Here is a 22,398-nt window from a genome sequence, read left to right on the forward strand (position 1 = left end):
TCCCTTTTCCTTTTTGTTAAATTACATATTTTTGATTAGTTCATCTGCGAATTCAGATGTTTTTACTTCTTTCGCACCGTCCATTAGACGCGCAAAGTCATAAGTTACAACTTTAGAAGCAATTGTATTTTCCACAGAAGCAGTGATTAAATCAGCAGCTTCTTTCCAGCCTAAGTGTTCAAGCATTAATACGCCTGAAAGTAGTACTGATGATGGGTTTACTTTATCTAAACCAGCATATTTAGGAGCTGTACCATGTGTAGCTTCGAAAATAGCGTGTCCAGATACATAGTTGATATTTGCTCCTGGAGCAATACCGATACCACCAACTTGTGCAGCCAATGCATCAGAAATATAGTCGCCGTTTAAGTTCATTGTTGCAACAACATCAAATTCTTTTGGACGAGTCAAGATTTGTTGTAAGAAGATATCAGCGATAGAATCTTTAATTAGGATTTTACCAGCAGATAATGCTTCTTCTTGAGCTTTATCAGCAGCTTCTTGGCCTTTTTCTTCTTTAATAGCATCATATTGGTTCCAAGTGAAAGTCTTGTCTGCAAATTCATTTTCAGCTACTGCATAGCCCCATGTTTTGAAAGCACCTTCAGTGAATTTCATGATGTTACCTTTATGAACTAAAGTAACCGATTTGCGGCCTTCTTTGATTGCATAGTTGATTGCAGCACGTACTAAGCGTTCTGTACCTTCTTTTGAAACAGGTTTAATACCGATACCAGAAGTTTCTGGGAAGCGGATTTTGTTTACGCCCATTTCTGTTTTAAGGAAGTTGATGACTTTTTTCACTTCATCTGAACCTTCTTTGTATTCAATACCAGCATAGATATCTTCAGTGTTTTCACGGAAGATTACCATGTCAACATCTTCTGGACGTTTAACTGGAGAAGGAACACCTTCAAAATGACGTACAGGACGCAAGCAAACATAAAGGTCAAGTTGTTGGCGAAGCGCCACGTTTAGAGAGCGGATACCTCCACCGATTGGTGTTGTAAGAGGACCTTTAATAGCGATTAAATATTCATTGATTTTGTCTAAAGTTTCTTGTGGCAGCCATTCACCTGTTTTGTCGAATGCTTTTTGGCCAGCTAAAACTTCAAGCCATTCAATTTTCTTTTCACCATTGTACGCTTTTTCTACTGCAGCATCGATAACGCGTGAAGCAGCTGCCCAGATATCAGGACCGATACCGTCACCTTCGATAAATGGAATTACAGGATTGTTTGGTACGTTTAGTACACCATTTTCTACTACGATTTTGTCATTAGCCATTTGTTCCTTGCCTCCTATATTCATACACATAGGGCAAGCGCTATAGAAGCGTCGCCCTATTTATTTTACCCTACATTTACATGCACGACACCTTCTTGGCAGCCGCTGCCTGTAATGCTGGGTTCAACGCTCAAACATTAGGAATATTCCAATGTTTGCCGTTTACTTACCAAATCTTGCAAACTATCTTTCTTCTACTGGCACATAAGTTTGCATGCCTGGTCCAACGTATTCTGCACGTGGACGGATTAGACGGTTGTTCGCATATTGTTCAAGAATATGAGCTACCCAACCAGATACGCGTGAAACCGCAAATACTGGTGTAAATAGATCGTGTTCAATACCTAACGCGTCATAAACAGATGCAGAGAAGAAATCAACATTTGCTGGAAGGTGTTTTTGCTCTACGATCATATCGTGAATTTTCACTGACATTTCGTAAAGTTCAGGATTGCCGTTAAGTTTTGTTAATTTTTCAGACATATCACGTAAGTGCTTCGCGCGAGGATCGCCTTGGCGGTATACGCGGTGTCCGAAGCCCATGATTTTTTCTTTGTTGTCTAATTTATTTTGGATATAAGATTCAACATTATCAATAGAACCAATTTCTGATAACATTTTCATCACTTGTTCATTGGCACCACCATGAAGAGGGCCCTTAAGAGCGCCAATCGCTGCAGTAACACCTGAATACATATCAGATAATGTAGCTACACATACACGAGCAGTGAATGTAGAAGCATTTAGTTCATGGTCTGCATGAAGCACTAAAGCTTTATTGAATGCTTCTTCTTCGATTGGTTCTGGAATATTACCAGAAAGCATGTACAAGAAGTTCGCCGCATAAGATAAATCTTTTTTCGGTGCAATCGGTTCTTTGCCTGCACGAATACGAGCAAATGCTGTTACAACTGTTGCCATGCGAGCTTGCAATTTGATTGCTTTGCGATAGTTCGCTTCGTCTGACATAACTTCAGCATCTTCATCATATAAAGCTAGTAAAGAAACTACTGTACGCAAGGCAGCCATAGGATGTACTGCTTTGATGTCGTAAGTTTTGAAGTGGTCTAGCACTGCTTGTGGCACTTCCATTTGCTCAGCTAGCTGTTGTTTCATTTCTGCTAGTTCGTCCGCTTTAGGCAAGCGTGTGTGCCATAGTAAGTACACTACCTCTTCAAAAGATGCGTTTTCAGCTAAATCATCAATGTTATAGCCTACATATGTAAGAGTATCATCAATGATTGAGCTAATTTTTGTTTCAGCTGCTACAACGCCTTCTAAACCTTTAGTTGTTGCCATTTTATCTCGCTCCTTTTTGTACCAAATTATGTTGATAATATCAACATTGAACGTGATCCATATGAACCTATAAGTAAATCGCTTACAATGATATTATAATAAACTTTGTCGTATTTGTGAATGAAAAACACTCATTCATTAAAAAATTGGATTTTTGGAGATTATCTATGCATTTATTAAGCAATTAATAGAATTTTCGATTAAATGTAACTTAAAGGAATTAGTGGAAGTTGGAGGAATAATTATAAAAATTTCTGATAAAAAATTGCAATCAAAGCTCAAATTTTGGGGCTTTGTACTGCTTTTAGCTCTATTTTCTTGGGCCATATTGCCAATTACGCTCGCCATTGTGTTCGCATACTTTCTATCGCCTATTCTTCATTTTTTACATAAACGTTTGAAAGTCCCCTCTTTTTTAGCAGCATTACTGGCTGAAATCTTCATTATTGCGAGCATTGCTGCTGTCTTTTTATTTATAGCAACTGTTCTAATCGATACGTTGCCTGTGCTTAAAAGCCGCTTATCCGAAATGTCTGCATTGATTCATATTCCTTCAGGAATTATCGCTCAAATTCAAGATCAATTACTTTCTCTAATCGATGTTATGTTATCGAAGATTTTTCAATCCATCCAAGATATTATGCAAAATCTAGTGGAAGTAACGATATTTATCATTGCTTTCTACTTTGCTCTATATGAAACAAGCAGGAATAGACAATGGTTTTTTGTCTATATTCCTGCTCGTTTTAGAGAATCTATTCAAAGGATATTTGAAGAAGCTGCTTTATTATTCAGCTATTTCATTGGTGTCGAAATTCGGCTTGCTATATTAACATTTGCATTACTGTCGATATCATTTTATGCATTGGGTTTCGAACAACCTGTCGGTAAAGCTTTCTTAGTTTCTGTTTGTGACTTTCTACCTTTTTTAGGAATAGGTTTATTTCTAATTCCTTTAGGCGCCGTATTTATCATTATAGGAAAAGTTGCTCTAGGTATCCAACTTCTCGTAATTTATGTGGCTATCCAACTAATCAGGCAATTTGCAGAATCCATGATGTGGGCTTCTACCATGCAAATCCGTTCAGTCCATGCATTTATCATCAGTGCCATTTGCTTACTACTTTTTGGAGTAGCAGGCATTATCATCAGTCCATTTGTTCTTTTAATAGCCGTTAAATTCAAGCAACATCCTATCTTTGCATCAAGATAGTTTGCTTACTCTTCATTTTTTTACGTAGCCAGTAATAAATTCCGGGTTTCGCCATTTTCCTTACGAATGGAAGCATAAGCAATAAACCTAAAATATCCGAAACAAAGCCAGGCAAGACTAATAAAATAGCACCTATCAACGTTAATACTCCATCAATAATGGCATCACCAGGAGCTTGTCCGTTTTTGATCGACTTCTGTAGCTGTTCAAAGGCTTTTAATCCTTTTGTTTTCGCCATATATACACCTAATATCCCTGTGAAAAGGATCAACAATAGTGTGGGTAAAACCCCAATCATCTTTCCACAAAGCATCACAAAAATCAGTTCAATGAACGGAATTGCGATTAATAGTAGGAGAAACTTTTTCATGTCCTTCACCTCTTTTTGTTGGAGAAGCACCATTACTGAATATAGTCATGGCTAATTAGCAACTGTCAAACTACAGTATACGCGAAGAACCGTAATAGATTACCCCAGAAACGGCATCCATTGATACTTCTTGCCCTTCTGAAATAATTTTTGTGGCGTCTTTAACTCCTACGATAACTGGTATGCCTAAGTTCAGGCCAACTACTGCGGCATGGCTTGTTAAACCGCCTTCTTCTGTAATCAAACCAGCACATTTACTTAAGGCAGGCATCATATCCCGATCAGAACCAATTGTTACTATAATGCGATCTGTCGGATCTTGTGCTAATGCTTCCTCAGCATTGCGTGCTACTACTGCTTTACCGATTGCTGTAGTCTTGCCGATGCCCTGCCCTTTTGTAATCATATCTCCAATTACATGCAGTTTCATTAAGTTGGTTGTACCAGCTTCACCTACTGGTACACCTGCTGTAATGACAACTAGGTCCCCATGTTTTACGTAACCTTTTTCTAGACTAGAATGGACTGCTTGTTCCAATACTTCATCTGTTGATGTAACTTTTGGTCCTACTACTGGTACGACGCCCCATACTAAAGCCAGGTTGCGGCAAACTTCTTGTGAAGACGTCATAGCGATAATTGGAACACCTGGACGGTATTTCGCAATCATTTTAGCTGTGTTTCCACTTACAGTCGGTGCTAAGATGGCCGCAACTTGCAAGTTCAATGAAGTATCTGCTACTGCTTGGCTAATCGACTCTGTCAGATTTGTTCCTTTTTCTTTGCTGCGCTCATTAACGAAACGTTGGTGGTCTAATGTTTCCTCAATTCGGTGGGCAATTTTGTCCATCGTTTTAACAGCTTCTACAGGATATAGGCCTGCTGCTGTTTCTCCTGAAAGCATGATAGCATCTGTACCATCAAGTATAGCGTTGGCTACGTCACTTGCTTCTGCACGTGTTGGACGTGGGTTGCGTTGCATAGAATCCAACATTTGAGTAGCTGTGATAACCGGTTTGCCAGCACAATTACATTTAGAAATCAAACTTTTTTGGACAACAGGTACTTCTTCTGCTGGTATTTCTACACCTAAGTCACCGCGTGCCACCATTAAACCGTCAGAGACTTGGATAATCTCATCAATGTTATCAACGCCTTCTTGGTTTTCGATTTTAGGGATGATATGGATATGGCTGCCTTCGTTTTCCTCTAGCAAATGACGAATTTCCATTACATCTGATGGTCGACGTACAAAAGAAGCTGCGATAAAGTCTACATTTTGCTGAATACCAAATAAGATATCTTCTGCATCTTTTTCAGTAATTCCTGGCAATTGAACAGAAACGCCTGGAACATTCACGCCTTTTTTATTTTTAAGTACTCCTGCGTTCACGACAAGCATATGGATAATGCCTGCCTCATTATCTATGCCTGTCACTTGAAGTTCAATTAATCCATCATCAAGTAGAATGACAGAACCTTCTCTCACATCTTCAATTAATTTTTCGTACGTAATTGAGAACATTTTTTCATTGCCAAGCACTTCAGACATAGAGATATCAATCGTTTGGCCTGCAGTAAGCTCAATAGCGCCATTCTCCATATTATGTGTACGTATTTCAGGTCCTTTAGTATCAAGCAAGATTGCTACTACTTTTCCCGTTGCTTGAGCTGCTTCACGAATCGTTTTAATTCGCGCTCCATGTTCTTCATGACTTCCGTGTGAAAAGTTTAATCGAGCCACATTCATTCCAGCTTCAATTAAGGCAATCAGTGTTTCTTTAGATTCACTAGCTGGTCCAATCGTACAAACAATTTTAGTTTTTCTCATTATAGTACCACTCCAATTTTAGATCGATAGTTCTTGCGAAAGGGTATACATAGATAATTCCGCTTTATGTGCTTTATTAAACGCTTCACTCAATTCATAGTCTACCACCTGATGGTTACGAATGCCAATTGCCACTCCGCCTCGGTCTTCCATTAAAACTTCCACTGCCTTTGCACCTAGCTGACTGGCTAATACACGATCACGACCCGTCGGCGACCCGCCGCGTTGAATATGCCCTAATACTGATACTCTTGTTTCTATATCCGCTTTTTCTTTTAATAGTGTAGCTAACTCGCCTGCAGACATGACACCTTCTGCGACGATAATAATACTATGTTTTTTGCCACGTTCATATCCTTGCTCTAAGCGTCTGACAAGTCCATCAATATCTGATGGAACTTCTGGAATAAGGATAGTTTCAGCACCGCCAGCAAGGCCAGCCCATAATGCTAAGTCACCTGCATCGCGTCCCATTACTTCTATAATGAACGAGCGCTCATGGGAAGTTGCTGTATCCCTGATTTTGTCTATGCTTTCAATAATGGTATTTAAAGCTGTATCAAAACCGATGGTGTAATCAGTGCCAGGAATATCATTATCAATCGTTCCTGGTACACCTACGCTAGGGAAACCTAATTTGCTCAAAGCTAAGGCTCCTCGATAAGAACCATCTCCGCCGATAACGACTAAGCCCTCGATGCCATGCTCTTTAAGCTGGCTGATTGCTTTTCTTTGCCCTTCTTCTGTTTTAAATTCTAGACATCTGGCGGAATGTAGCATCGTGCCACCCCGCTGGATGATATCACCTACATCACCTACGTCTAGATTTTCAATATTACCATTGATTAATCCTTGATAGCCGTGATAAATGCCCGCGACTTCCATGCCGTGAAAAATTGCTTTTCTGACAACTGCCCGAACAGCTGCATTCATACCAGGCGCATCTCCACCGCTTGTTAACACACCAATTTTTTTCATTTGTATAAATCCTCCTGCTGATAGGATTGATCCTATAGAATGAAAGAAATAGGCTGATTCAAACGACTTTTCTTCGTTTAAAACAGCCTTTTACTTTATAATATACCATTAATTGCACTTGTCAGACGTCTTTTTGTACTATTCTTCGGAAAAAACACCAATTTTCCTAAATTTGTTGTAGCGTTGGTCGATTAATTGTTCTTCATCTAGTGTTTTCAACTCACTCAATGATTTAGAAAGAACTTCTTTCAAATAAGATGCTTGTGTATCTATATCCTTATGTGCGCCTCCTAAAACTTCTGGAACAATTTCTTCAATTATTTCTTCTTCTTTTAAATTTGGAGCCGTAATACGCATCGCTTCTGCCGCTTTTTGAGCTAGCGTTGCATCTTTCCACAGTATAGAAGCGGCACCTTCAGGCGAAATAACAGAGTAAGTGGAGTTTTCCAGCATATGCACATGGTTTGCAACACCTAAAGCAAGTGCACCGCCGCTTCCTCCTTCACCGATAACAACACTAATAATCGGCACCTTCAATCCTGCCATTTCTAATAAATTCCGAGCAATCGCTTCACTTTGCCCGCGTTCTTCTGCTGCTTTTCCGGGATAAGCTCCTTTTGTATCAATGAAGCAAATGATAGGTCGTTTAAATTTCTCAGCTTGCTTCATTAAGCGCAACGCTTTTCGGTAACCTTCTGGATGAGGCATACCAAAATTGCGACGAATGTTTTCTTTTGTATCTTTCCCGCGTTGATGGCCAATAATCGTGATTGGTGTTTCTTCAAATGAGGCGACTCCCCCTACGATTGCTTCGTCATCACCGAAATTACGGTCACCGTGAAGTTCGATAAAATCGTCAAATAAAACCTTCACATAATCAAGTGTTGTCGGACGTTCAGGATGACGCGCGATTTGCACACGATCCCACGGTTTTAAATTATGATATATATCTTTTTCAAGATTGGTGAATCGTTCTTCTAATTGTGTAATTTCTTTTGTTAAATCTACTTCTGCGTCAGAAGTATATTCCTTCAACTCAGTAATTTTTGTTTTCAATTGAACAAGTGGTTCTTCAAAAGGTAATGTTTTTACCATTAGACTGCCTCCTTCACGTGCAATTTCACTAAAGTGCCAACCGTTTTACGCATATCAGAGCGAGGGACAACAGCATCTAGTTGACCATGTGCCAGTAAGAATTCCGCTGTTTGGAAATCATTCGGCAATTTTTCCCTTACAGTTTGTTCGATTACTCGGCGCCCTGCAAAACCAATTAGCGCTTGTGGTTCCGCCAAGTTAATATCACCAAGGGATGCAAAGCTAGCAGATACTCCCCCTGTTGTAGGGTGAGTCATGATGGAAATAAACAAATTTCCTTTTGCTCCGTGACGTTCTAATGCAACGCTAGTTTTAGCCATTTGCATGAGCGATATTACACCTTCTTGCATTCTCGCACCGCCGCTAGCAGTGAAGATAATAAATGGTACACCAAGCTCTGTCGCTTTTTCAATCGCTCTTGTGATTTTTTCACCGACTACAGATCCCATAGAACCCATGCGGAAGAAAGAGTCCATCACAGCGACAACCACTTTATTTCCTTCTAACATGCCTGTGCCCGTTAAAACAGCTTCATTTAAGCCTGTCTTTTTCATATCAGATTTCACTTTTTCAACATACCCGGGGAAATTTAACGGATTGACTGTTTGCAAATGATCATCAAATGATTCGAAAGTGCCTTCGTCCAAGAAATCCTCTATACGTTCTTGGGAAGTTAATTTGTGATGATATTGGCAATTCGGACATACTTTTTGATTTTTTTGCAAATCTTTTGTCAGCATAACATGATTGCATTCAGGACATTTTGTCACAATTCCTTCAGGTACATCATGCTGTCCCTTGCTTGTCATCGTTTTTCGATTAGGTTTATTTTTCTTAAATATATCGCGAATACTCATGTCATTCTCTCCCTTTATGTAGTAGCGCTGCCCATTCTTCAAAAGCCACAATCGCTTTTTGTGTATGGCCTAGCATCAGTTCACTCAAAAACATTTTAATTATCGGCTGTTCTTCGGCCGTTGATTGATTTTTATAGGGTTCATTACTGTATTGTTTTAAGAGAATCCAAATTTTTAAGACAAGCCTATTCTGTGATGCAATCATAATTTCTCTCATGACGTCTTCACGCTCTATCTTTCCATTCATAATCACATTCGTTAACAGACTTTCCCAAACCGGCAGACTTCTGAGCGCCTCATCCTCAGCCACTATTCGAATGGCATCACGCTCAATAATCATCCGTGCCGCTTGCACGTTTCTAATATCTTTTTCTTCTTGCAGAATAAACATAGCCAATACTTCGACTAATTGATGGTTATTAAAATCAGCTACAAAGGTACCTCCACCTCTGCGCGTCTCAATTAAACCCAGCAATTCTAGACTACGGAGCGCTTCTCTTATGGATGAACGCCCAACATTTAATCGTTCAGCCAGCACTCGTTCTGATGGGATTTTGCCCCCGGGTGGAATTTCTTCATCTTGAATAATCCCCCGCAATTCCCGCACAATTTGGATAAACATTTTTGTAGCAGGCTTTTCAGCGCTCATGCTATATCTCCCTACTATAAATAAATTGTCGAAAAATGTGGTCAGACCACTTTTGTTTATAATGATAGCAAAAAATATATATTTTAGTAAAGTGCTATAGAAAAAAACTGTGCGATAGTCACACAGTTTAGACAAATTCTTTATGATTTCATAGTGATTTTTGGTTTTACAGCAAAGTTTGTAAAAGAGTTAAAAAGATAGGCAGACATACTATAGCGCCTCAATCATTTCAACTCTATTTCCGAATGGATCTCTAAACTCAAAACGGTTGAAACCAGGGATTGGCACGCCCTCAATAATCTGAATTCCATTCTTCTCTAATTTTTCTTTCCAGTTTGATAGATTCTTCACTTGATAGGCCAAATGTGCTTTTGTTGTTAATCGGTCAAAGCCTTCTTCTGTTCCAACATGAACTTCTCGATCTCCGACTTCCAACCAAAAACCACCTCTTCCCTTTAGTGATTCAGGCTTTTCCCTTTCTGACAATCCGAGAATGCCACAATAAAATTCTCTCCCTTGATCTTCAGTTCCTTTAGGTATCGTAATTTGAGCGTGATGCAATCCGAGTATCATAAAAATCCCTCCAGCAAATTTTTTCCTTCTCTAGGGGGTATTCTTTTTAATCAACTCAATATCCTTTTTTTACGATGAAAGGACAGCCCCTTTTTTATAGATTACCTGAACTTGCCCTTTTCTTTGCTCCAAGTTGCCCTCTGCCATTATAATCTGTTCTTCCTTTAGCCATTCGATTGCGTGAAGATATTCTTTAGGGAATACGGTAAGCGAAAGGATACCCGTTTCGTCTTCTAGTTGTACAAAAGCCATCAATTCGCCTTTTTTCGTCCGAATTTGCTTTATCTCTGTTACTAAACCAACCACTTTCACAAAATGTCTTCTTCTTAGTCCTTTTAGGTTATCAAAAGCTGGTGTTACCAAATGTTGAGCCTGCTTCACCTTTTGAATCGGGTGCATCGATATATATGTACCGAGCACTTCTTTCTCGTACTGGAGCTTTAATTTTTCTGGGATTGGGCTTGCATTAGCGTGCTTTGGCTTTCCAAAGAAGAAGGAGTCATCATCTAATAATGTTGTTTCTTGATCTGGTCGATACAATTCCGCATGCTTGACAGCCGCATCAATCGTAGCCAACAGTACAGCACGATCCTTGCCGAATTCATCTAGCGCTCCAGCTTTAATAAGTGGCTCTATGGTTTTACGATTAAAATGGACAGCTGTTAAGTCTAAAGCTAAATCAAAAATATCCTGCCAATTTCCATGACCATTCCTTCTCAGCTCTATTAGCTTGTTTAAAAATGGATGTGGCACGCCTTTAATAGCTGAGAGAGCATAGCGAATGGATCCATTCTGTACGTAAAATGAACGTCCACTACGATTGATGGATGGCGATAGAATAGCGATGCCTTTTTGCTTCGCCTCTTGCAGAATTTTATTGAATCTTTCTTGATTACCCATAGCAGATGTGAGCATGGCTGCATAAAAATAGGCCGGAAAATGAGCTTTCAAATAAGCCATTTGATATGAAATCATACTATACGCCACTGCATGGCTCTTTGGAAATCCATAATTAGCAAATTTGACAATGAGCTGATAAACTTCCTCTGCTACTTTTCTGTCAAACCCTTGTTCAATACTACTTGTGACAAAGTGTTCTTGTTCTGAATCGAGCAATTCCTTCTTTTTTTTACTTACAGCTCGGCGTAAGAGATCAGCTTCTCCCATCGAGAATCCGGCCATACGGGAGGCAATTTGCAATATTTGCTCTTGATAGACGATGACACCATACGTTTCACCTAAGATAGGCTCTAGCACAGGGTGCAGCATTTCGACTTTTTCTAGCCCATGCTTCCTTTTACTATAGACAGGAATAAATTCCATAGGGCCTGGTCGGTATAAAGCATTCACGGCAACGATATCATTGAAGGAAGTTGGCTTAATCTCTTTAAGGGCTTGCTTCATGCCTTCTGATTCTAATTGAAAAATGCCATTGGTATCGCCATTTTTCAGTAATTCAAAGGTTTTCGAATCATGTAATGGAATTTTCTCAAACTGTAAAAAGCGTTCTTCATTATATAAAATCATAGAGCGTATTCTCTCTAAGATTGTTAAATTGCGAAGTCCTAAAAAATCCATCTTTAATAATCCGACAGATTCTACATCTCCCATCGGCCATTGAGTTAAATAGAGCCCTTCATTGCCTTTTTCTATTGGGACAATGTTGACAAGCGGCTCTGGCGATAACACAACGCCCGCCGCATGTGTTGATGCATTTCGCGGTAAACCTTCCAATTGAAGAGCTATTTGAAACCATTTCTTATGCAGATCGCTAGAATTGACATGGTTTCTGAGGACATCTGATTGCTGCCAAGCTTCTTGCAATGACAGCCCAGGCCTATTTGGCAAGAGTGAGGATATATAAGATAGTTCTTCAGTATTAAAGCCGAATACTCTCGCTACATCCCTTGCGACTGCCTTAGCAGATAATGTTCCAAATGTAATAATTTGCGATGTATAGTTTGCCCCATACTTCTCTGCTACATACTGAATGACTTCTTCTCTACGATAATCGGCGAAGTCGACATCTATATCAGGAAGTGTAATACGTTCCGGGTTTAGAAATCGTTCAAAAAGCAAGCCATATTGCAATGGATCGACATCTGTAATACGCATTGTATACGCCACTAATGAACTGGCTGAAGATCCCCGGCCGGGTCCTGTCAATATATTTTTGCTCCTTGCGTATTCAATATAATCGGCTACTATCAAAAAGTAATCTGCAAATCCCATTTTGGTGATAATACTTAATTCATATTGTAGGCGGCTATGATAATTTTCGTTTGCATTCGGAACTCTTTGGCGTAATCCAGTTAGACATTTATCCTTCAAAAGATCGGTTGCATCTACTCCATCGGGTGTAGGAAATTTGGGCATATGGCTTTTCTTGTAATCTAGTTCTACCTGACAAGAAAGAAGCAAAGTTTCTGCTGCCTTTAACCACTCTTCTTTGTCATGGAACCACTCTTTCCAATTAACTGAAGTAGGTATATATTGCTGTCTTTCTCGTAATGTCAGTTTTTGCTGATCTGCCATTTTGGTTCCTAATGCGATCGCCCTGGCCACTTGAAATGCATCAGCATGATCTTCTTGTAGAAAAGTGCTCAAATGAGTGGCGCAAATCGTAATAGCACGTTCTGTACAATAGTGAACTATTTGGTCTTCCCTAGGCGATTTAATTCCACCTGGTCGGTCTATGCCAATAGCAAAGTGCTCTGCATCAAAGATTTCCGCAATTTGCTCGATATCCTCAAATACCTTTTCCTGTTGCCAATTCTCATCATTAATAGGAAGCAAAGCAATGCAACCTGTCCGATACCCATGCAGCCATCGCAGCGGCAATGCTTCGTTTTCTCGCAATGATGTCGACGAACTGATTTTCAATAGGTGATGATATCCTTCGTAATTTTGGGCATACAGTACAAGCGGCCTGCATATACCAGCGGAGAACTCAACTTGTACCGTTAAGCCAATGACAGGGTGTATTGAACTTTGCTTGAATGCTCGCCAAAAAGGCAATAGACCATATAATTTAGAATCAGTAATCGCTGCTGCCTTGGCCCCTTCCCTTTTTAAAAATGAAAGGAGTTCATCAATGCGTATGGTACTTTTGAGCATATCAGCCGCTGTAACGATTTGTGAATAGACAGGCTGCATTATCATCTCTACCTTTCTTTTTAATCCTTAATGGCAAAGTGCTTTTAATTGTTGAATCACTTCGTCAGCCTCTGACCACTGATAGATTGTTGCACCAGATGCCATAGGATGACCTCCACCCCGGTATTTTTTAGCCAATTCATTGATGATAGGACCCTTTGAACGTAATCGAACACGAATCTGGCTATCTTCCTCTACAAACATGGCCCATGCTTTAATTCCTTTAATATCGCCAAGCGTGCTTACTAATGCTGAAGTGTCGCTTGCGCTCACGCCATATTCTTCTAGTAGTTGTTTTGACAATTTTATATATGCCGCGCCTGTTTCATCCATTGCAAAATTTTGATAAATATATCCTTGCAGTTGTAACAGATTAGGATCCAATTCATACATACTATTAAAAAGCTCAGTCCGATCAAAACCATAGGAGATGAGGTCACCCACTACTTTGAAGGTAGTTTCTGTTGTACTTGGATAAATAAAACGTCCGGTGTCCCCCACGATACCTGCAAATAATAATCTGGCACCATTTTGATTCATCTTCCAACCGGCTGTTTCGCTACCTTCCTTATACAATTCATAAATCATTTCACTCGCTGAACTAGCAGCAGTGTTCACCCATAGTAGGTCGCCATATTGATCATCATTGGGATGGTGGTCAATCTTTATTAAAAAGTCACCGGTATGATAACGTTGATCATCAACTCGTTCCGTGTTGGCTGTATCTGTGCAAATGACTAAAGCTTTGTTATAGGCCTCATCCGATACTTCATCCGGCAAACCTAAGTAGCTAAAAACATGGTCGTGCTCTCCTACCGCGTAGATAGTTTTCTCTGGATAAGTTGCTTGTAAAATAGCTTTTAACCCTAACTGTGAGCCGTATGCATCTGCATCTGGACGAACATGTCGGTGAATTATAATCGTGTCGTACTCAGCAATTGTATCGATAATCTCTTTTTTCATATTTTTTTGTCTCCTTTAAACGATAAATGAAGCTCCAATAGTTGAATTGTGCTTTCTTCTCTAATCAATTAATTATCTGTCTGTACATTTAATTACAAACTCTCGTCTCCTACTTTCTACTATCTTTTTCTACACAATATCAGTAGAATAAAGATAGCTTTGCATTTAGGAGGAACACGATGAGTAATATAGTAAATATTATTTTAGCATTATTAGTCGTGATAACGGTTGTATTTTACCTATATTTCAAAACAAAACAATTCCGAACAAACTTACCGATTCGCAAAAAGTGGTATGCAGGCCGTGCAGGTGTATCGCTTGGAGTATTGTTAGTCTTGTTTGGCATAAACCAAATCATCCTTTATCATACAGTACTTACATATGTGATTTGCGCTATTTTGATTGTATTTGGCTTCTTTGTTTTCATAAGCTTCAGTAAACGAGTACGTCATTATGGTCAATATATCGCTGAAGAAGAAAAATTGAACAAAAAGTGATGCACAGCTGTGCATCACTTTTTTCACTTCTTTTAACCGATTACGTCTATACGTTTCGCTATATTTTCATCCACAAGGGGATTCCCCCTTATCGCTCAAGCAATTGGAAAGTAGCTAAAGCCTTGCCGACAAGCAAGTCTTCACTATAAACCTCAAAGTCCATCTTAGCGAATTTGCGGCTCATGTCTAAAATTCGTGGTTTTACTGTAATTGTTGACTCGATTTGGATCGGTTTAATAAAGTAAATCGAGATATTCTCCATTACACTTTCCCCACGTTTAACTTTTTTGAGTGCGAAGGAACCCGATTCGACGATTAATGTAGTAAAAGCTCCGTATGAAATCGCGCCAAATTGATTGGTCATTTGAGGGGTCACGTTAAATTTGATCAACATCTCGTCGTTTGACACGTCCATCTCCATTTCCTTCTTCACCAAATCATCAATCGTCTCTCCGTGCTGTGGTTGCCTTTGTGCCATTTGCAGTGCTTTCAAGACATCCTGTCTGCTTACAACTCCCTGCAAAATGCCATGTTCATCTGCTACAGGAAGCAAATCAATTCCTTCCCAAATCATCTGATGGCCAGCTGTTGCCACACTCGTTTTTAATGATACTGTAATTGGATTTCTGGTCATTAATCGATCGATATGATCACTTTCGTGTTTACCAATCAAATCACGTGATGTTACAATACCTACAATTTTGCCATGCTTATCAATTACAGGGAATCCGCCATGAGTAGTTTCAGCATTCAATAAGTTATATTCTCTTACTGTATCTGTTGTCTTCAAGTAGGATGTTCTTTTTAACGGAATCACGATATCTTCAATTAATAAAATTTCTTTCTTGATTAACTGGTCATAAATGGCTCGGTTAATCATCGCTGCAACTGTAAATGTGTCATAGCTTGTTGAAATGAGTGGAAGCTCAAGCTGGTCTGCCAGTTTTTTCACTTCTTCAGTGGTATCAAAACCACCTGTAATGAGGACAGCAGCTCCTTCTTTAAGAGCCATCTCATGCGTACGCGCCCGGTTGCCGACGATAAGCAAGCTCCCTGCTTCTGTATAGCGCATCATATCTTCCAGTTTCATGGCGCCAATCACAAACTTCGTAAGGGTTTTATGCAAACCGTTAATGCCGCCTAATACTTGTCCATCCACAATATTGACAATCTCGGCAAATGTAAGCCGCTCAATATTTTCTTTTTTCTTTTTCTCAATCCTGATGGTGCCCACACGTTCAATCGTACTGACAAGACGCCTTGACTCAGCTTCCTTAATCGCGCGATAGGCAGTACCCTCGCTAACAGACATTTCTTTTGCGATTTGGCGGACTGAAATTTTATCGCCCACTGGCAATGATTCAATATATTGGAGTATTTTTTCATGTTTTGTAGCCAAAAAATCACCTATTTCTTAACGGTCTCTTGGCTTAAGTGTACCATATTTACTTCAAACTGTTATAGTTACAATTCAAATTGGTCGCCGGCATTCATAATTCGCACAGTACCATTGCCTACCATGTTAGAAAAAGCCTGTGGATCCTGTTCAATTACAGGGAAAGTATTGTAATGAATAGGTACAACTTCTTTTGGATTTAAAAATTCAACAGCTTTTGCAGCATCTTCAGGCCCCATTGTGAAATTATCTCCAATCGGTAAAAATGCTATATCAATCGGATGCATATCTCCGATTAATTTCATATCACTGAATAAAGCTGTATCACCTGCATGGTAAATTGTCTTTCCTTCGATAAATAAAAGGAGCCCCGCAGGCATACCTGTATAAATAATTTGTTTGTCCTCTGTTACATAAGATGAGCCATGGAATGCTTGAGTAAGCTTGACCTTACCAAAATCAAATTGACGTGCTCCCCCAATATGCATTGGATGTGTTTCTAATCCTTGCCATGAAAGATAATCTGCCAATTCATTCGGAGCTACCACAAGTGCATTGGATTTTTTGGCAATTTCAACTGTATCTCCTACATGGTCATTATGTCCGTGAGTCAGTAAAATGACGTCCGGTTTTTGATCATCTACATTTAAATCGGTTTGGCTATTTCCAGTGATAAAAGGATCAATTAAAATAGTATGGTTGTTGGTTTGAATTTTAACAATCGAATGCCCATGGAATGAAATTTTCATAAAGTAATCTTCCTTTCAAAAGTTTCTCATAGTTGTATTCTCGCTTGGTACTTCATTTCCCTCTTTTTATGATAGACTGTATAGGGAGAGTATTTATACTCAATAAATAACACTCAAAGTCTCTAGTCTCTAAAGGGAGGATTTTTTTATGAATAAAGTGCAGCTAATCCAACAATACTTACAAGAAAAAAATATTGACGCGGCATTCATTACTACGCCAGACAATGTCTTTTACCTATCAGGTTTCCGTAGTGACCCACATGAACGTTTGTTGGGTATTATGATTTTTAAAGAAGCAGAACCATTTATGATTTGCCCTAAGATGGAAGTGCCGGATGCAAAAGCTGCTGGGTGGGCGTTTGAAGCTGTAGGCCATGAGGATACAGAAAACGCATGGGAAATCTTCCACCATACTACTAATACCCGAAATGTCCCATTACACACACTTGCAATTGAAAAATCACACTTAACAGTAGAACGCTTAGAAGCTCTTCAACATTTCTTTAACGACACAAAATATGTTGGTCTAGATGAGCAACTAAACCAAATGCGCCTCATTAAATCTGAGGATGAATTGGAAAAATTGCGTGAAGCAGCAAAATTAGCGGATTATGCGATTGAAGTTGGTTGCAATGAAATAGCCGAAGGCAAAACTGAAATCGAAATACTATCTGCCATTGAAGCAGCAATGAAGGCAAAAGGCGTTTATATGTCATTTGACACAATGGTTCTGGCAGGATTAAACGCAGCTTCTCCGCACGGAACACCAGGAACGCAAAAAATCCAAAAAGGCGATCTTGTACTTTTTGATTTAGGCGTTGTTTACGAAGGCTATTGTTCAGATATTACGAGAACGGTTGCATTCGGCGAAATCTCAGATGCTCAAAAAGAAGTTTATGAAACAGTGAAAAAAGCAAATGAGGCAGCTATCGAACTGGTTAAACCAGGTGTACTAGCAAAAGAACTTGACCATGCATCACGTAAAGTAATTGAAGATGCTGGGTTCGGCGAGTATTTTACACACCGTCTAGGACATGGTCTTGGCATTTCAGTGCATGAATTCCCTTCTGTGCATGGCGCGAATGAAATGGCGATGCAAGAAGGTATGGTCTTTACCATTGAACCAGGAATTTATAAAAATGACACGGCTGGCGTACGCATTGAAGATGATGTATATGTAACAGAGAACGGCGTAGAAGTGCTTACAAGCTTCCCGAAAGAATTGCAAATCATTCAACCAAAATAATGTTTACTATGAAAGAAGGATGAACACAACTCATCCTTCTTTTTTTAGTGCAAATCTCATGAAACTCAAAAAAAGGCAAACCGAAGTTGGTTTGCCTTTAATCTATTTACTTATAATAATGAATCAACAGATACATATGGATAGTTTAATGCTTCTGCAACTGCCTCAAATGTTACATTTCCATCAAGAGTATTAACCCCTTTTTTCAACGCTTCATTAGTTAGGCATGCGCGGCTATAGCCTTTGTTTGCAATTTCAAGTGCAAATGGCACTGTGTTGTTTGTTAGGGCCATAGTTGAAGTACGTGGAACTGCACCAGGCATATTCGCTACTGCGTAGTGTACAACGCCATGCTTGATGTAAGTTGGCTCATCATGTGTTGTGATACGGTCAGAAGTTTCAAAAATACCGCCTTGGTCAATTGCAATATCCACAACAACAGAACCAGGAGACATTGATTTTATCATCTCTTCTGTTACCAATTTAGGAGCTTTTGCACCAGGAATTAGCACAGCACCAATAACTAAATCAGAATTTTTTACAGACTCTGCAATGTTGTATGGATTTGACATTAATGTTTGTATATCTGTGCCAAATTGATCATCTAACTGGCGAAGTCGTTCAGGGCTAAGATCAATAACTGTTACTTCTGCGCCCATGCCGATAGCGATTTTCGCTGCATTTGCTCCAGCCATACCGCCACCAATAATTGTCACTTTACCGCGAGTAACCCCTGGTACACCGCCAAGTAAAATGCCTTTTCCGCCTTCTTGTTTTTCTAAATATTGCGCCCCAATTTGTGTTGCCATACGTCCAGCTACTTCGCTCATCGGCGATAATAGCGGTAAACTGCGATTTGGTAATTGAACTGTTTCATAAGCAATCGCAACCACTTTATTATCTAGTAATGCTTGAGTCAATTCTGGCTCAGGAGCTAAATGTAGGTAAGTAAAGAGAATTTGTCCTTCATAGAAATAACCGAATTCAGAAGAGATCGGTTCTTTTACTTTCATCACCATTTCTTGTTTCCATGCTTCAGCAGCAGTCTCTACAATGTGAGCACCTGCAGCTTTGTAGTCTTCGTCTGTAAAGCCAGAGCCTAGACCTGCATTCGTCTCAATAAAAACTTCGTGACCATGCATTGTTAAATTCACAACACCTGCTGGCGTCATTGCTACACGGTTTTCGTTGTTTTTAATTTCCTTTGGAACACCGATTTTCATATCCCATCCTCCTAAATATAAAAAAGTGATCATTGTTTGTTATGTATTTGAATGTTCACATAATAACATGTCTATTGTAACAAATATTCTTCTATTTTTGTCAATAATTTTGAATATTAATAATAGCGGCTCGTTCACTACTTTTTACAATCTTCTTAAATATGTAAAAAAGTGAACGTAAATTGATGGGAAATGGTGGTATACTAGATTTATAAAAAGGAGGAATCGAATATGGCATTAGATTATAAAAACATTATTGTGGCAGTAGATGGTTCAAAAGAAGCGGAGTATGCATTCAAAAAGGCCGTTGCAGTAGCTAATCGTAATGAGTCTTCACTTTATTTAGTCAATATTATTGATACACGTTCATTTGCAGCCATCGAAGCGTATGACCGTTCCATTCAAGAACGCGCGCAAGGATTCGCGGATGAGCTATTAGCTGGCTACAAGAAAGAAGCAGAAGCTGCTGGTATAAAAAATGTCAATATCTTAATCGAATACGGTTCACCTAAAACAATTATTACTAGAGATGTATCTAAAAAAGTAAATGCAGATTTAATTATTTGCGGTGCTACAGGGCTCAATACAGTTGAACGATTTTTAATCGGTAGTGTATCTGAAAGCATTGTACGATCTGCAAAATGTGATGTGCTTGTGGTACGCACAGATTCAGTAGAAGAAAGCAAATAATAAAAAGCCTGCAGAGCATTTAGTTGCTCTGCAGGCTTTTATCTTTTTGTTTATGCTTTGTTTTCTTTTTTCCATTTGCGCACTTTAGCGAAGAACAGCTCTAATGCTTGCATGTTTTTCATATTTGGCACTTTTGCAAGCAACACTTCTTTGACGGCTTTTCCGCCATCCACTTTCTTTTGCAAAACAAATAAACTTTTTGCATGTGCTTTACTTGAGAACAAAGTATCCGGCAGTTGGACAACTGCCTGTATCCAAGCAGTTTTAGCAATCATCTTATTTAAAAGCTGTGCTTGCTCTGATTCGAATAGATGATCTGGCACTAAGAAGAATAAATATCCGCCATCTTTTGTATATCTCAACGATTGCTCAATGAACAAATGATGGGCATATGTCATACCCTCTTCTGCTTTTACTTCATATTGCTTAGCTATTTCTTCGTTTGGATAATAGCCTACTGGCAAATCACAAATAACAGCATCTACTGGATCAATCATCAAGTTTTCAAGAGCATCTTGTAGATATAACGACAATGGCTGTCCCTCTAACTCTGCAGATGATGCCGCAATTTGAATTAAAAGCTCATCAATTTCAATACCGAATCCCTCAATCTTGTCGCCTAAGAGATTCATAACCGTCATCAGCAAATTCGCTGTGCCGATCGCTGGATCAAGCATTGTAATTTGTTGATCTTCTTTGATTTCTTTCTCGAAAAACTGTTCCACAAAGTAACCTACCAAAAGGCCAAGCGAATCAGGCGTCATCTGATGATTCGGTTGAGAGCTTTGTCTCATTCCTTTAAGAATCGCCAACTGGATAGCTTTACGAATTTCTTCTTTTGTTGGTTCAACTTCAGGCTTTATTTCAGAATCTAGCCATCTGTTTAACGTTATTAATAAACCGTCTAGATAGGTTGATTGATCTGATTCTGCATGTTTTTCTGTTTCTTTATCTATAAATGAAAAAAGGACTTCAATAGTTTCCATAATGCTCTCCTTCAAAACGGAAACCCACTCGACGATAGAGTGGGTCCCCAGCTAGAAATTTACTTATTTGCTAAGTGATTTGATAGCATCAATTGCATGGTCGTAATCAGGATGGTCTGTTCCTTCAGGCACATATTCTACATATGCCACCTTTCCATCTTGGTCAACAACGAAAATAGAACGTGCTAGCAAACGCAACTCTTGCATATGTACGCCATATGCATCACCAAATGACAAATCGCGATGATCTGATAAAGTATAAATATTTTCTATACCGTTTGCACCACACCAACGTTTTTGTGCAAAAGGAAGGTCACAAGAAATTGTTAGAACCACAACATCTTCACCTAAGCCTGTTGCCTCTTCATTGAAACGTCTAGTTTGAGCATCGCAAACACCTGTATCTAATGATGGAACTACACTGATTAAAACTTTCTTGCCTGCGAAGTCTGATAAATGTTTTTCTTGCATGTCAGTAGATAATGCAGTGAACTCAGGTGCCTTGTCACCAACTTTAATTTCTGGACCTACTAATGTTACGGGATTATTTTTAAATGTTACTTGTACCATTTCAACGCCTCCTTGACTTAATATTACTTGAATCTTTTAGCTTGTTGCAACTAGGAAGACTCTTATCATGAAACTTGACTCAGTATGTTTTCTGTAACACCCACTGAGATTAAGAGCTCTTACGAATTTACATACTATATTATCCCCAAACCAAAAATTCTTTGCTTCTCAATTTTTGAGCATGGGGAATCAATCCTGTTAACGCAATTCAGTCACGATAATTAAACTGTATGCGCACTCTGCTCTATTGCAATCGTTTTTTCTATCTTTTCATAGCTTTTCTCATGAACGACAGCAGTATCTGCAATATAATCATGGACAGCTTTATGCTTCGGCGTAAATGCGGCCACAATATATAAAATTAAAATCTTTACAGATATAAAGCGCCCTATCCATTCTCTAAATAGTATAGTACCCCATGTTAATGGGATTCCTTTGTCACTTATTACCTTAATACCGAAAACCATCTTTCCGAGTGTTTGAGCTCGCCACTTCGTCATTAAAACAAAATAACCATAAAACAGAATGGCTGCAACAAATTTATAGGGAGATAGATAAAGAATTCGTGCATCATCCCAGCCCATCAAATCAAAAAGTGGGCCGATAGTTAAGGCTGTAATCGAACTAATCACGACCAAATCAATTAAATAAGCCCAAAAACGAGTCCAAAAACCTGCTGCCTTTAAATGATACTCTGGTACTTTCTTTATTTCGAGCGGGCTTAAACTTGTTGCAGATTCATTTAGTGTCTCTGACATTTCAACGCCCCC

Annotated in this window: 21 protein-coding genes; 4 read left to right on the plus strand and 17 right to left on the minus strand. The window is 39.1% G+C overall.

What is annotated here, in order from left to right:
- Positions 1-21 precede the first annotated feature (21 nt).
- Both icd and citZ read right to left on the minus strand, forming a co-directional pair.
- Positions 22-1,287: an NADP-dependent isocitrate dehydrogenase gene (gene icd / locus RST01_RS08565; RefSeq protein ID WP_244946681.1), complete on the minus strand. Its 1,266-nt coding sequence runs from the start codon at positions 1,285-1,287 to the stop codon at positions 22-24.
- A gap of 183 nt (positions 1,288-1,470) precedes the next feature.
- Positions 1,471-2,586 (minus strand): citrate synthase, encoded by a 1,116-nt coding sequence (gene citZ, locus RST01_RS08570; protein WP_147195974.1) that lies wholly within the window; start codon positions 2,584-2,586, stop codon positions 1,471-1,473.
- 154 nt (positions 2,587-2,740) lie between these two features.
- Here citZ and RST01_RS08575 point away from each other — a divergent pair, with 154 nt between their 5' ends.
- A complete protein-coding gene (locus RST01_RS08575; protein ID WP_184117449.1) occupies positions 2,741-3,799 on the plus strand; it encodes an AI-2E family transporter in 1,059 nt (352 codons plus the stop codon).
- Here the strand turns inward: RST01_RS08575 and RST01_RS08580 are convergent.
- From RST01_RS08580 to RST01_RS08620, 9 genes are all read right to left on the minus strand, one after another.
- Positions 3,780-4,169, minus strand: coding sequence for an FxsA family protein (locus RST01_RS08580; RefSeq protein ID WP_147195977.1), 390 nt, complete (start codon positions 4,167-4,169; stop codon positions 3,780-3,782). The genes RST01_RS08575 and RST01_RS08580 overlap by 20 nt on opposite strands.
- Positions 4,170-4,239: 70 nt before the next feature.
- The gene (gene pyk / locus RST01_RS08585; protein ID WP_147195979.1) at positions 4,240-6,000 is read right to left on the minus strand and encodes a pyruvate kinase; all 1,761 of its coding nucleotides are present in this window, start codon (positions 5,998-6,000) and stop codon (positions 4,240-4,242) included.
- Between the two features lie 18 nt (positions 6,001-6,018).
- Complete coding sequence (gene pfkA / locus RST01_RS08590; RefSeq protein WP_066788838.1) at positions 6,019-6,978, minus strand: 6-phosphofructokinase; 960 nt, start codon at positions 6,976-6,978, stop codon at positions 6,019-6,021.
- A 138-nt stretch (positions 6,979-7,116) separates the two neighbouring features.
- On the minus strand, positions 7,117-8,073 hold the full coding sequence (accA, locus tag RST01_RS08595) for an acetyl-CoA carboxylase carboxyl transferase subunit alpha (protein WP_147195981.1): 957 nt from the start codon (positions 8,071-8,073) through the stop codon (positions 7,117-7,119).
- Complete coding sequence (accD, locus tag RST01_RS08600) at positions 8,073-8,930, minus strand: acetyl-CoA carboxylase, carboxyltransferase subunit beta (protein ID WP_066788844.1); 858 nt, start codon at positions 8,928-8,930, stop codon at positions 8,073-8,075. The genes accA and accD overlap by 1 nt, the downstream gene beginning before the upstream one ends.
- A gap of 1 nt (position 8,931) precedes the next feature.
- The gene (locus tag RST01_RS08605; RefSeq protein WP_147195983.1) at positions 8,932-9,579 is read right to left on the minus strand and encodes a FadR/GntR family transcriptional regulator; all 648 of its coding nucleotides are present in this window, start codon (positions 9,577-9,579) and stop codon (positions 8,932-8,934) included.
- Between the two features lie 210 nt (positions 9,580-9,789).
- Positions 9,790-10,152, minus strand: a complete 363-nt coding sequence (locus RST01_RS08610; RefSeq protein WP_147195985.1) for a VOC family protein — start codon at positions 10,150-10,152, stop codon at positions 9,790-9,792.
- A 69-nt stretch (positions 10,153-10,221) separates the two neighbouring features.
- Positions 10,222-13,308: a DNA polymerase III subunit alpha gene (dnaE, locus tag RST01_RS08615; RefSeq protein ID WP_147195987.1), complete on the minus strand. Its 3,087-nt coding sequence runs from the start codon at positions 13,306-13,308 to the stop codon at positions 10,222-10,224.
- A gap of 27 nt (positions 13,309-13,335) precedes the next feature.
- A complete protein-coding gene (locus RST01_RS08620) occupies positions 13,336-14,271 on the minus strand; it encodes a DHH family phosphoesterase (RefSeq protein WP_147195989.1) in 936 nt (311 codons plus the stop codon).
- A gap of 179 nt (positions 14,272-14,450) precedes the next feature.
- Between RST01_RS08620 and RST01_RS08625 the strand changes: the two genes are divergently transcribed.
- Positions 14,451-14,768, plus strand: coding sequence for a YtpI family protein (locus tag RST01_RS08625; protein WP_221297910.1), 318 nt, complete (start codon positions 14,451-14,453; stop codon positions 14,766-14,768).
- A gap of 88 nt (positions 14,769-14,856) precedes the next feature.
- On the opposite strand, the gene RST01_RS08630 is transcribed toward RST01_RS08625, so the two are convergent.
- Both RST01_RS08630 and RST01_RS08635 read right to left on the minus strand, forming a co-directional pair.
- A complete protein-coding gene (locus RST01_RS08630; protein ID WP_147195991.1) occupies positions 14,857-16,167 on the minus strand; it encodes a DRTGG domain-containing protein in 1,311 nt (436 codons plus the stop codon).
- Positions 16,168-16,232: 65 nt separating this feature from the next.
- Positions 16,233-16,913: a metal-dependent hydrolase gene (locus RST01_RS08635; protein ID WP_147195993.1), complete on the minus strand. Its 681-nt coding sequence runs from the start codon at positions 16,911-16,913 to the stop codon at positions 16,233-16,235.
- Positions 16,914-17,061: 148 nt separating this feature from the next.
- On the opposite strand from RST01_RS08635, the gene RST01_RS08640 reads away from it, so the two are divergent.
- A complete protein-coding gene (locus RST01_RS08640) occupies positions 17,062-18,159 on the plus strand; it encodes a M24 family metallopeptidase (protein ID WP_147195995.1) in 1,098 nt (365 codons plus the stop codon).
- 110 nt (positions 18,160-18,269) lie between these two features.
- Here RST01_RS08640 and ald read toward each other — a convergent pair whose 3' ends face one another.
- Positions 18,270-19,382 (minus strand): alanine dehydrogenase, encoded by a 1,113-nt coding sequence (ald, locus tag RST01_RS08645; protein WP_147195997.1) that lies wholly within the window; start codon positions 19,380-19,382, stop codon positions 18,270-18,272.
- Positions 19,383-19,613: 231 nt separating this feature from the next.
- Here ald and RST01_RS08650 point away from each other — a divergent pair, with 231 nt between their 5' ends.
- Positions 19,614-20,072, plus strand: a complete 459-nt coding sequence (locus tag RST01_RS08650; protein ID WP_066788870.1) for a universal stress protein — start codon at positions 19,614-19,616, stop codon at positions 20,070-20,072.
- 50 nt (positions 20,073-20,122) lie between these two features.
- On the opposite strand, the gene RST01_RS08655 is transcribed toward RST01_RS08650, so the two are convergent.
- The 3 genes from RST01_RS08655 to RST01_RS08665 all read right to left on the minus strand — a co-directional run bounded on the left by RST01_RS08655 (position 20,123) and on the right by RST01_RS08665 (position 22,386).
- Positions 20,123-21,058, minus strand: coding sequence for a class I SAM-dependent methyltransferase (locus RST01_RS08655; RefSeq protein ID WP_147195999.1), 936 nt, complete (start codon positions 21,056-21,058; stop codon positions 20,123-20,125).
- Positions 21,059-21,121: 63 nt separating this feature from the next.
- Positions 21,122-21,628, minus strand: a complete 507-nt coding sequence (tpx, locus tag RST01_RS08660; RefSeq protein WP_147196000.1) for a thiol peroxidase — start codon at positions 21,626-21,628, stop codon at positions 21,122-21,124.
- Positions 21,629-21,849: 221 nt separating this feature from the next.
- The gene (locus RST01_RS08665) at positions 21,850-22,386 is read right to left on the minus strand and encodes an RDD family protein (RefSeq protein WP_147196002.1); all 537 of its coding nucleotides are present in this window, start codon (positions 22,384-22,386) and stop codon (positions 21,850-21,852) included.
- Positions 22,387-22,398 lie beyond the last annotated feature (12 nt).

Origin of the sequence: Rummeliibacillus stabekisii (assembly GCF_007988965.1) — a bacterium.
Taxonomy (GTDB): Bacteria; Bacillota; Bacilli; order Bacillales_A; family Planococcaceae; genus Rummeliibacillus; species Rummeliibacillus stabekisii.

Excerpts from the sequence above, each read along its gene's own strand:
- RST01_RS08650 (WP_066788870.1), top strand. The coding sequence starts at position 19,614 with ATGGCATTAGATTATAAAAACATTATTGTGGCAGTAGATGGTTCAAAA.
- pfkA (WP_066788838.1), bottom strand. The coding sequence starts at position 6,978 with ATGAAAAAAATTGGTGTGTTAACAAGCGGTGGAGATGCGCCTGGTATG.
- RST01_RS08640 (WP_147195995.1), top strand. The coding sequence starts at position 17,062 with ATGAATAAAGTGCAGCTAATCCAACAATACTTACAAGAAAAAAATATT.
- RST01_RS08635 (WP_147195993.1), bottom strand. The coding sequence starts at position 16,913 with ATGAAAATTTCATTCCATGGGCATTCGATTGTTAAAATTCAAACCAAC.
- RST01_RS08610 (WP_147195985.1), bottom strand. The coding sequence starts at position 10,152 with ATGATACTCGGATTGCATCACGCTCAAATTACGATACCTAAAGGAACT.
- ald (WP_147195997.1), bottom strand. The coding sequence starts at position 19,382 with ATGAAAATCGGTGTTCCAAAGGAAATTAAAAACAACGAAAACCGTGTA.
- icd (WP_244946681.1), bottom strand. The coding sequence starts at position 1,287 with ATGGCTAATGACAAAATCGTAGTAGAAAATGGTGTACTAAACGTACCA.
- citZ (WP_147195974.1), bottom strand. The coding sequence starts at position 2,586 with ATGGCAACAACTAAAGGTTTAGAAGGCGTTGTAGCAGCTGAAACAAAA.
- accD (WP_066788844.1), bottom strand. The coding sequence starts at position 8,930 with ATGAGTATTCGCGATATATTTAAGAAAAATAAACCTAATCGAAAAACG.
- RST01_RS08605 (WP_147195983.1), bottom strand. The coding sequence starts at position 9,579 with ATGAGCGCTGAAAAGCCTGCTACAAAAATGTTTATCCAAATTGTGCGG.
- RST01_RS08665 (WP_147196002.1), bottom strand. The coding sequence starts at position 22,386 with ATGTCAGAGACACTAAATGAATCTGCAACAAGTTTAAGCCCGCTCGAA.
- RST01_RS08625 (WP_221297910.1), top strand. The coding sequence starts at position 14,451 with ATGAGTAATATAGTAAATATTATTTTAGCATTATTAGTCGTGATAACG.
- pyk (WP_147195979.1), bottom strand. The coding sequence starts at position 6,000 with ATGAGAAAAACTAAAATTGTTTGTACGATTGGACCAGCTAGTGAATCT.
- RST01_RS08620 (WP_147195989.1), bottom strand. The coding sequence starts at position 14,271 with ATGAAAAAAGAGATTATCGATACAATTGCTGAGTACGACACGATTATA.
- dnaE (WP_147195987.1), bottom strand. The coding sequence starts at position 13,308 with ATGCAGCCTGTCTATTCACAAATCGTTACAGCGGCTGATATGCTCAAA.
- RST01_RS08655 (WP_147195999.1), bottom strand. The coding sequence starts at position 21,058 with ATGGAAACTATTGAAGTCCTTTTTTCATTTATAGATAAAGAAACAGAA.
- RST01_RS08580 (WP_147195977.1), bottom strand. The coding sequence starts at position 4,169 with ATGAAAAAGTTTCTCCTACTATTAATCGCAATTCCGTTCATTGAACTG.
- tpx (WP_147196000.1), bottom strand. The coding sequence starts at position 21,628 with ATGGTACAAGTAACATTTAAAAATAATCCCGTAACATTAGTAGGTCCA.
- accA (WP_147195981.1), bottom strand. The coding sequence starts at position 8,073 with ATGGTAAAAACATTACCTTTTGAAGAACCACTTGTTCAATTGAAAACA.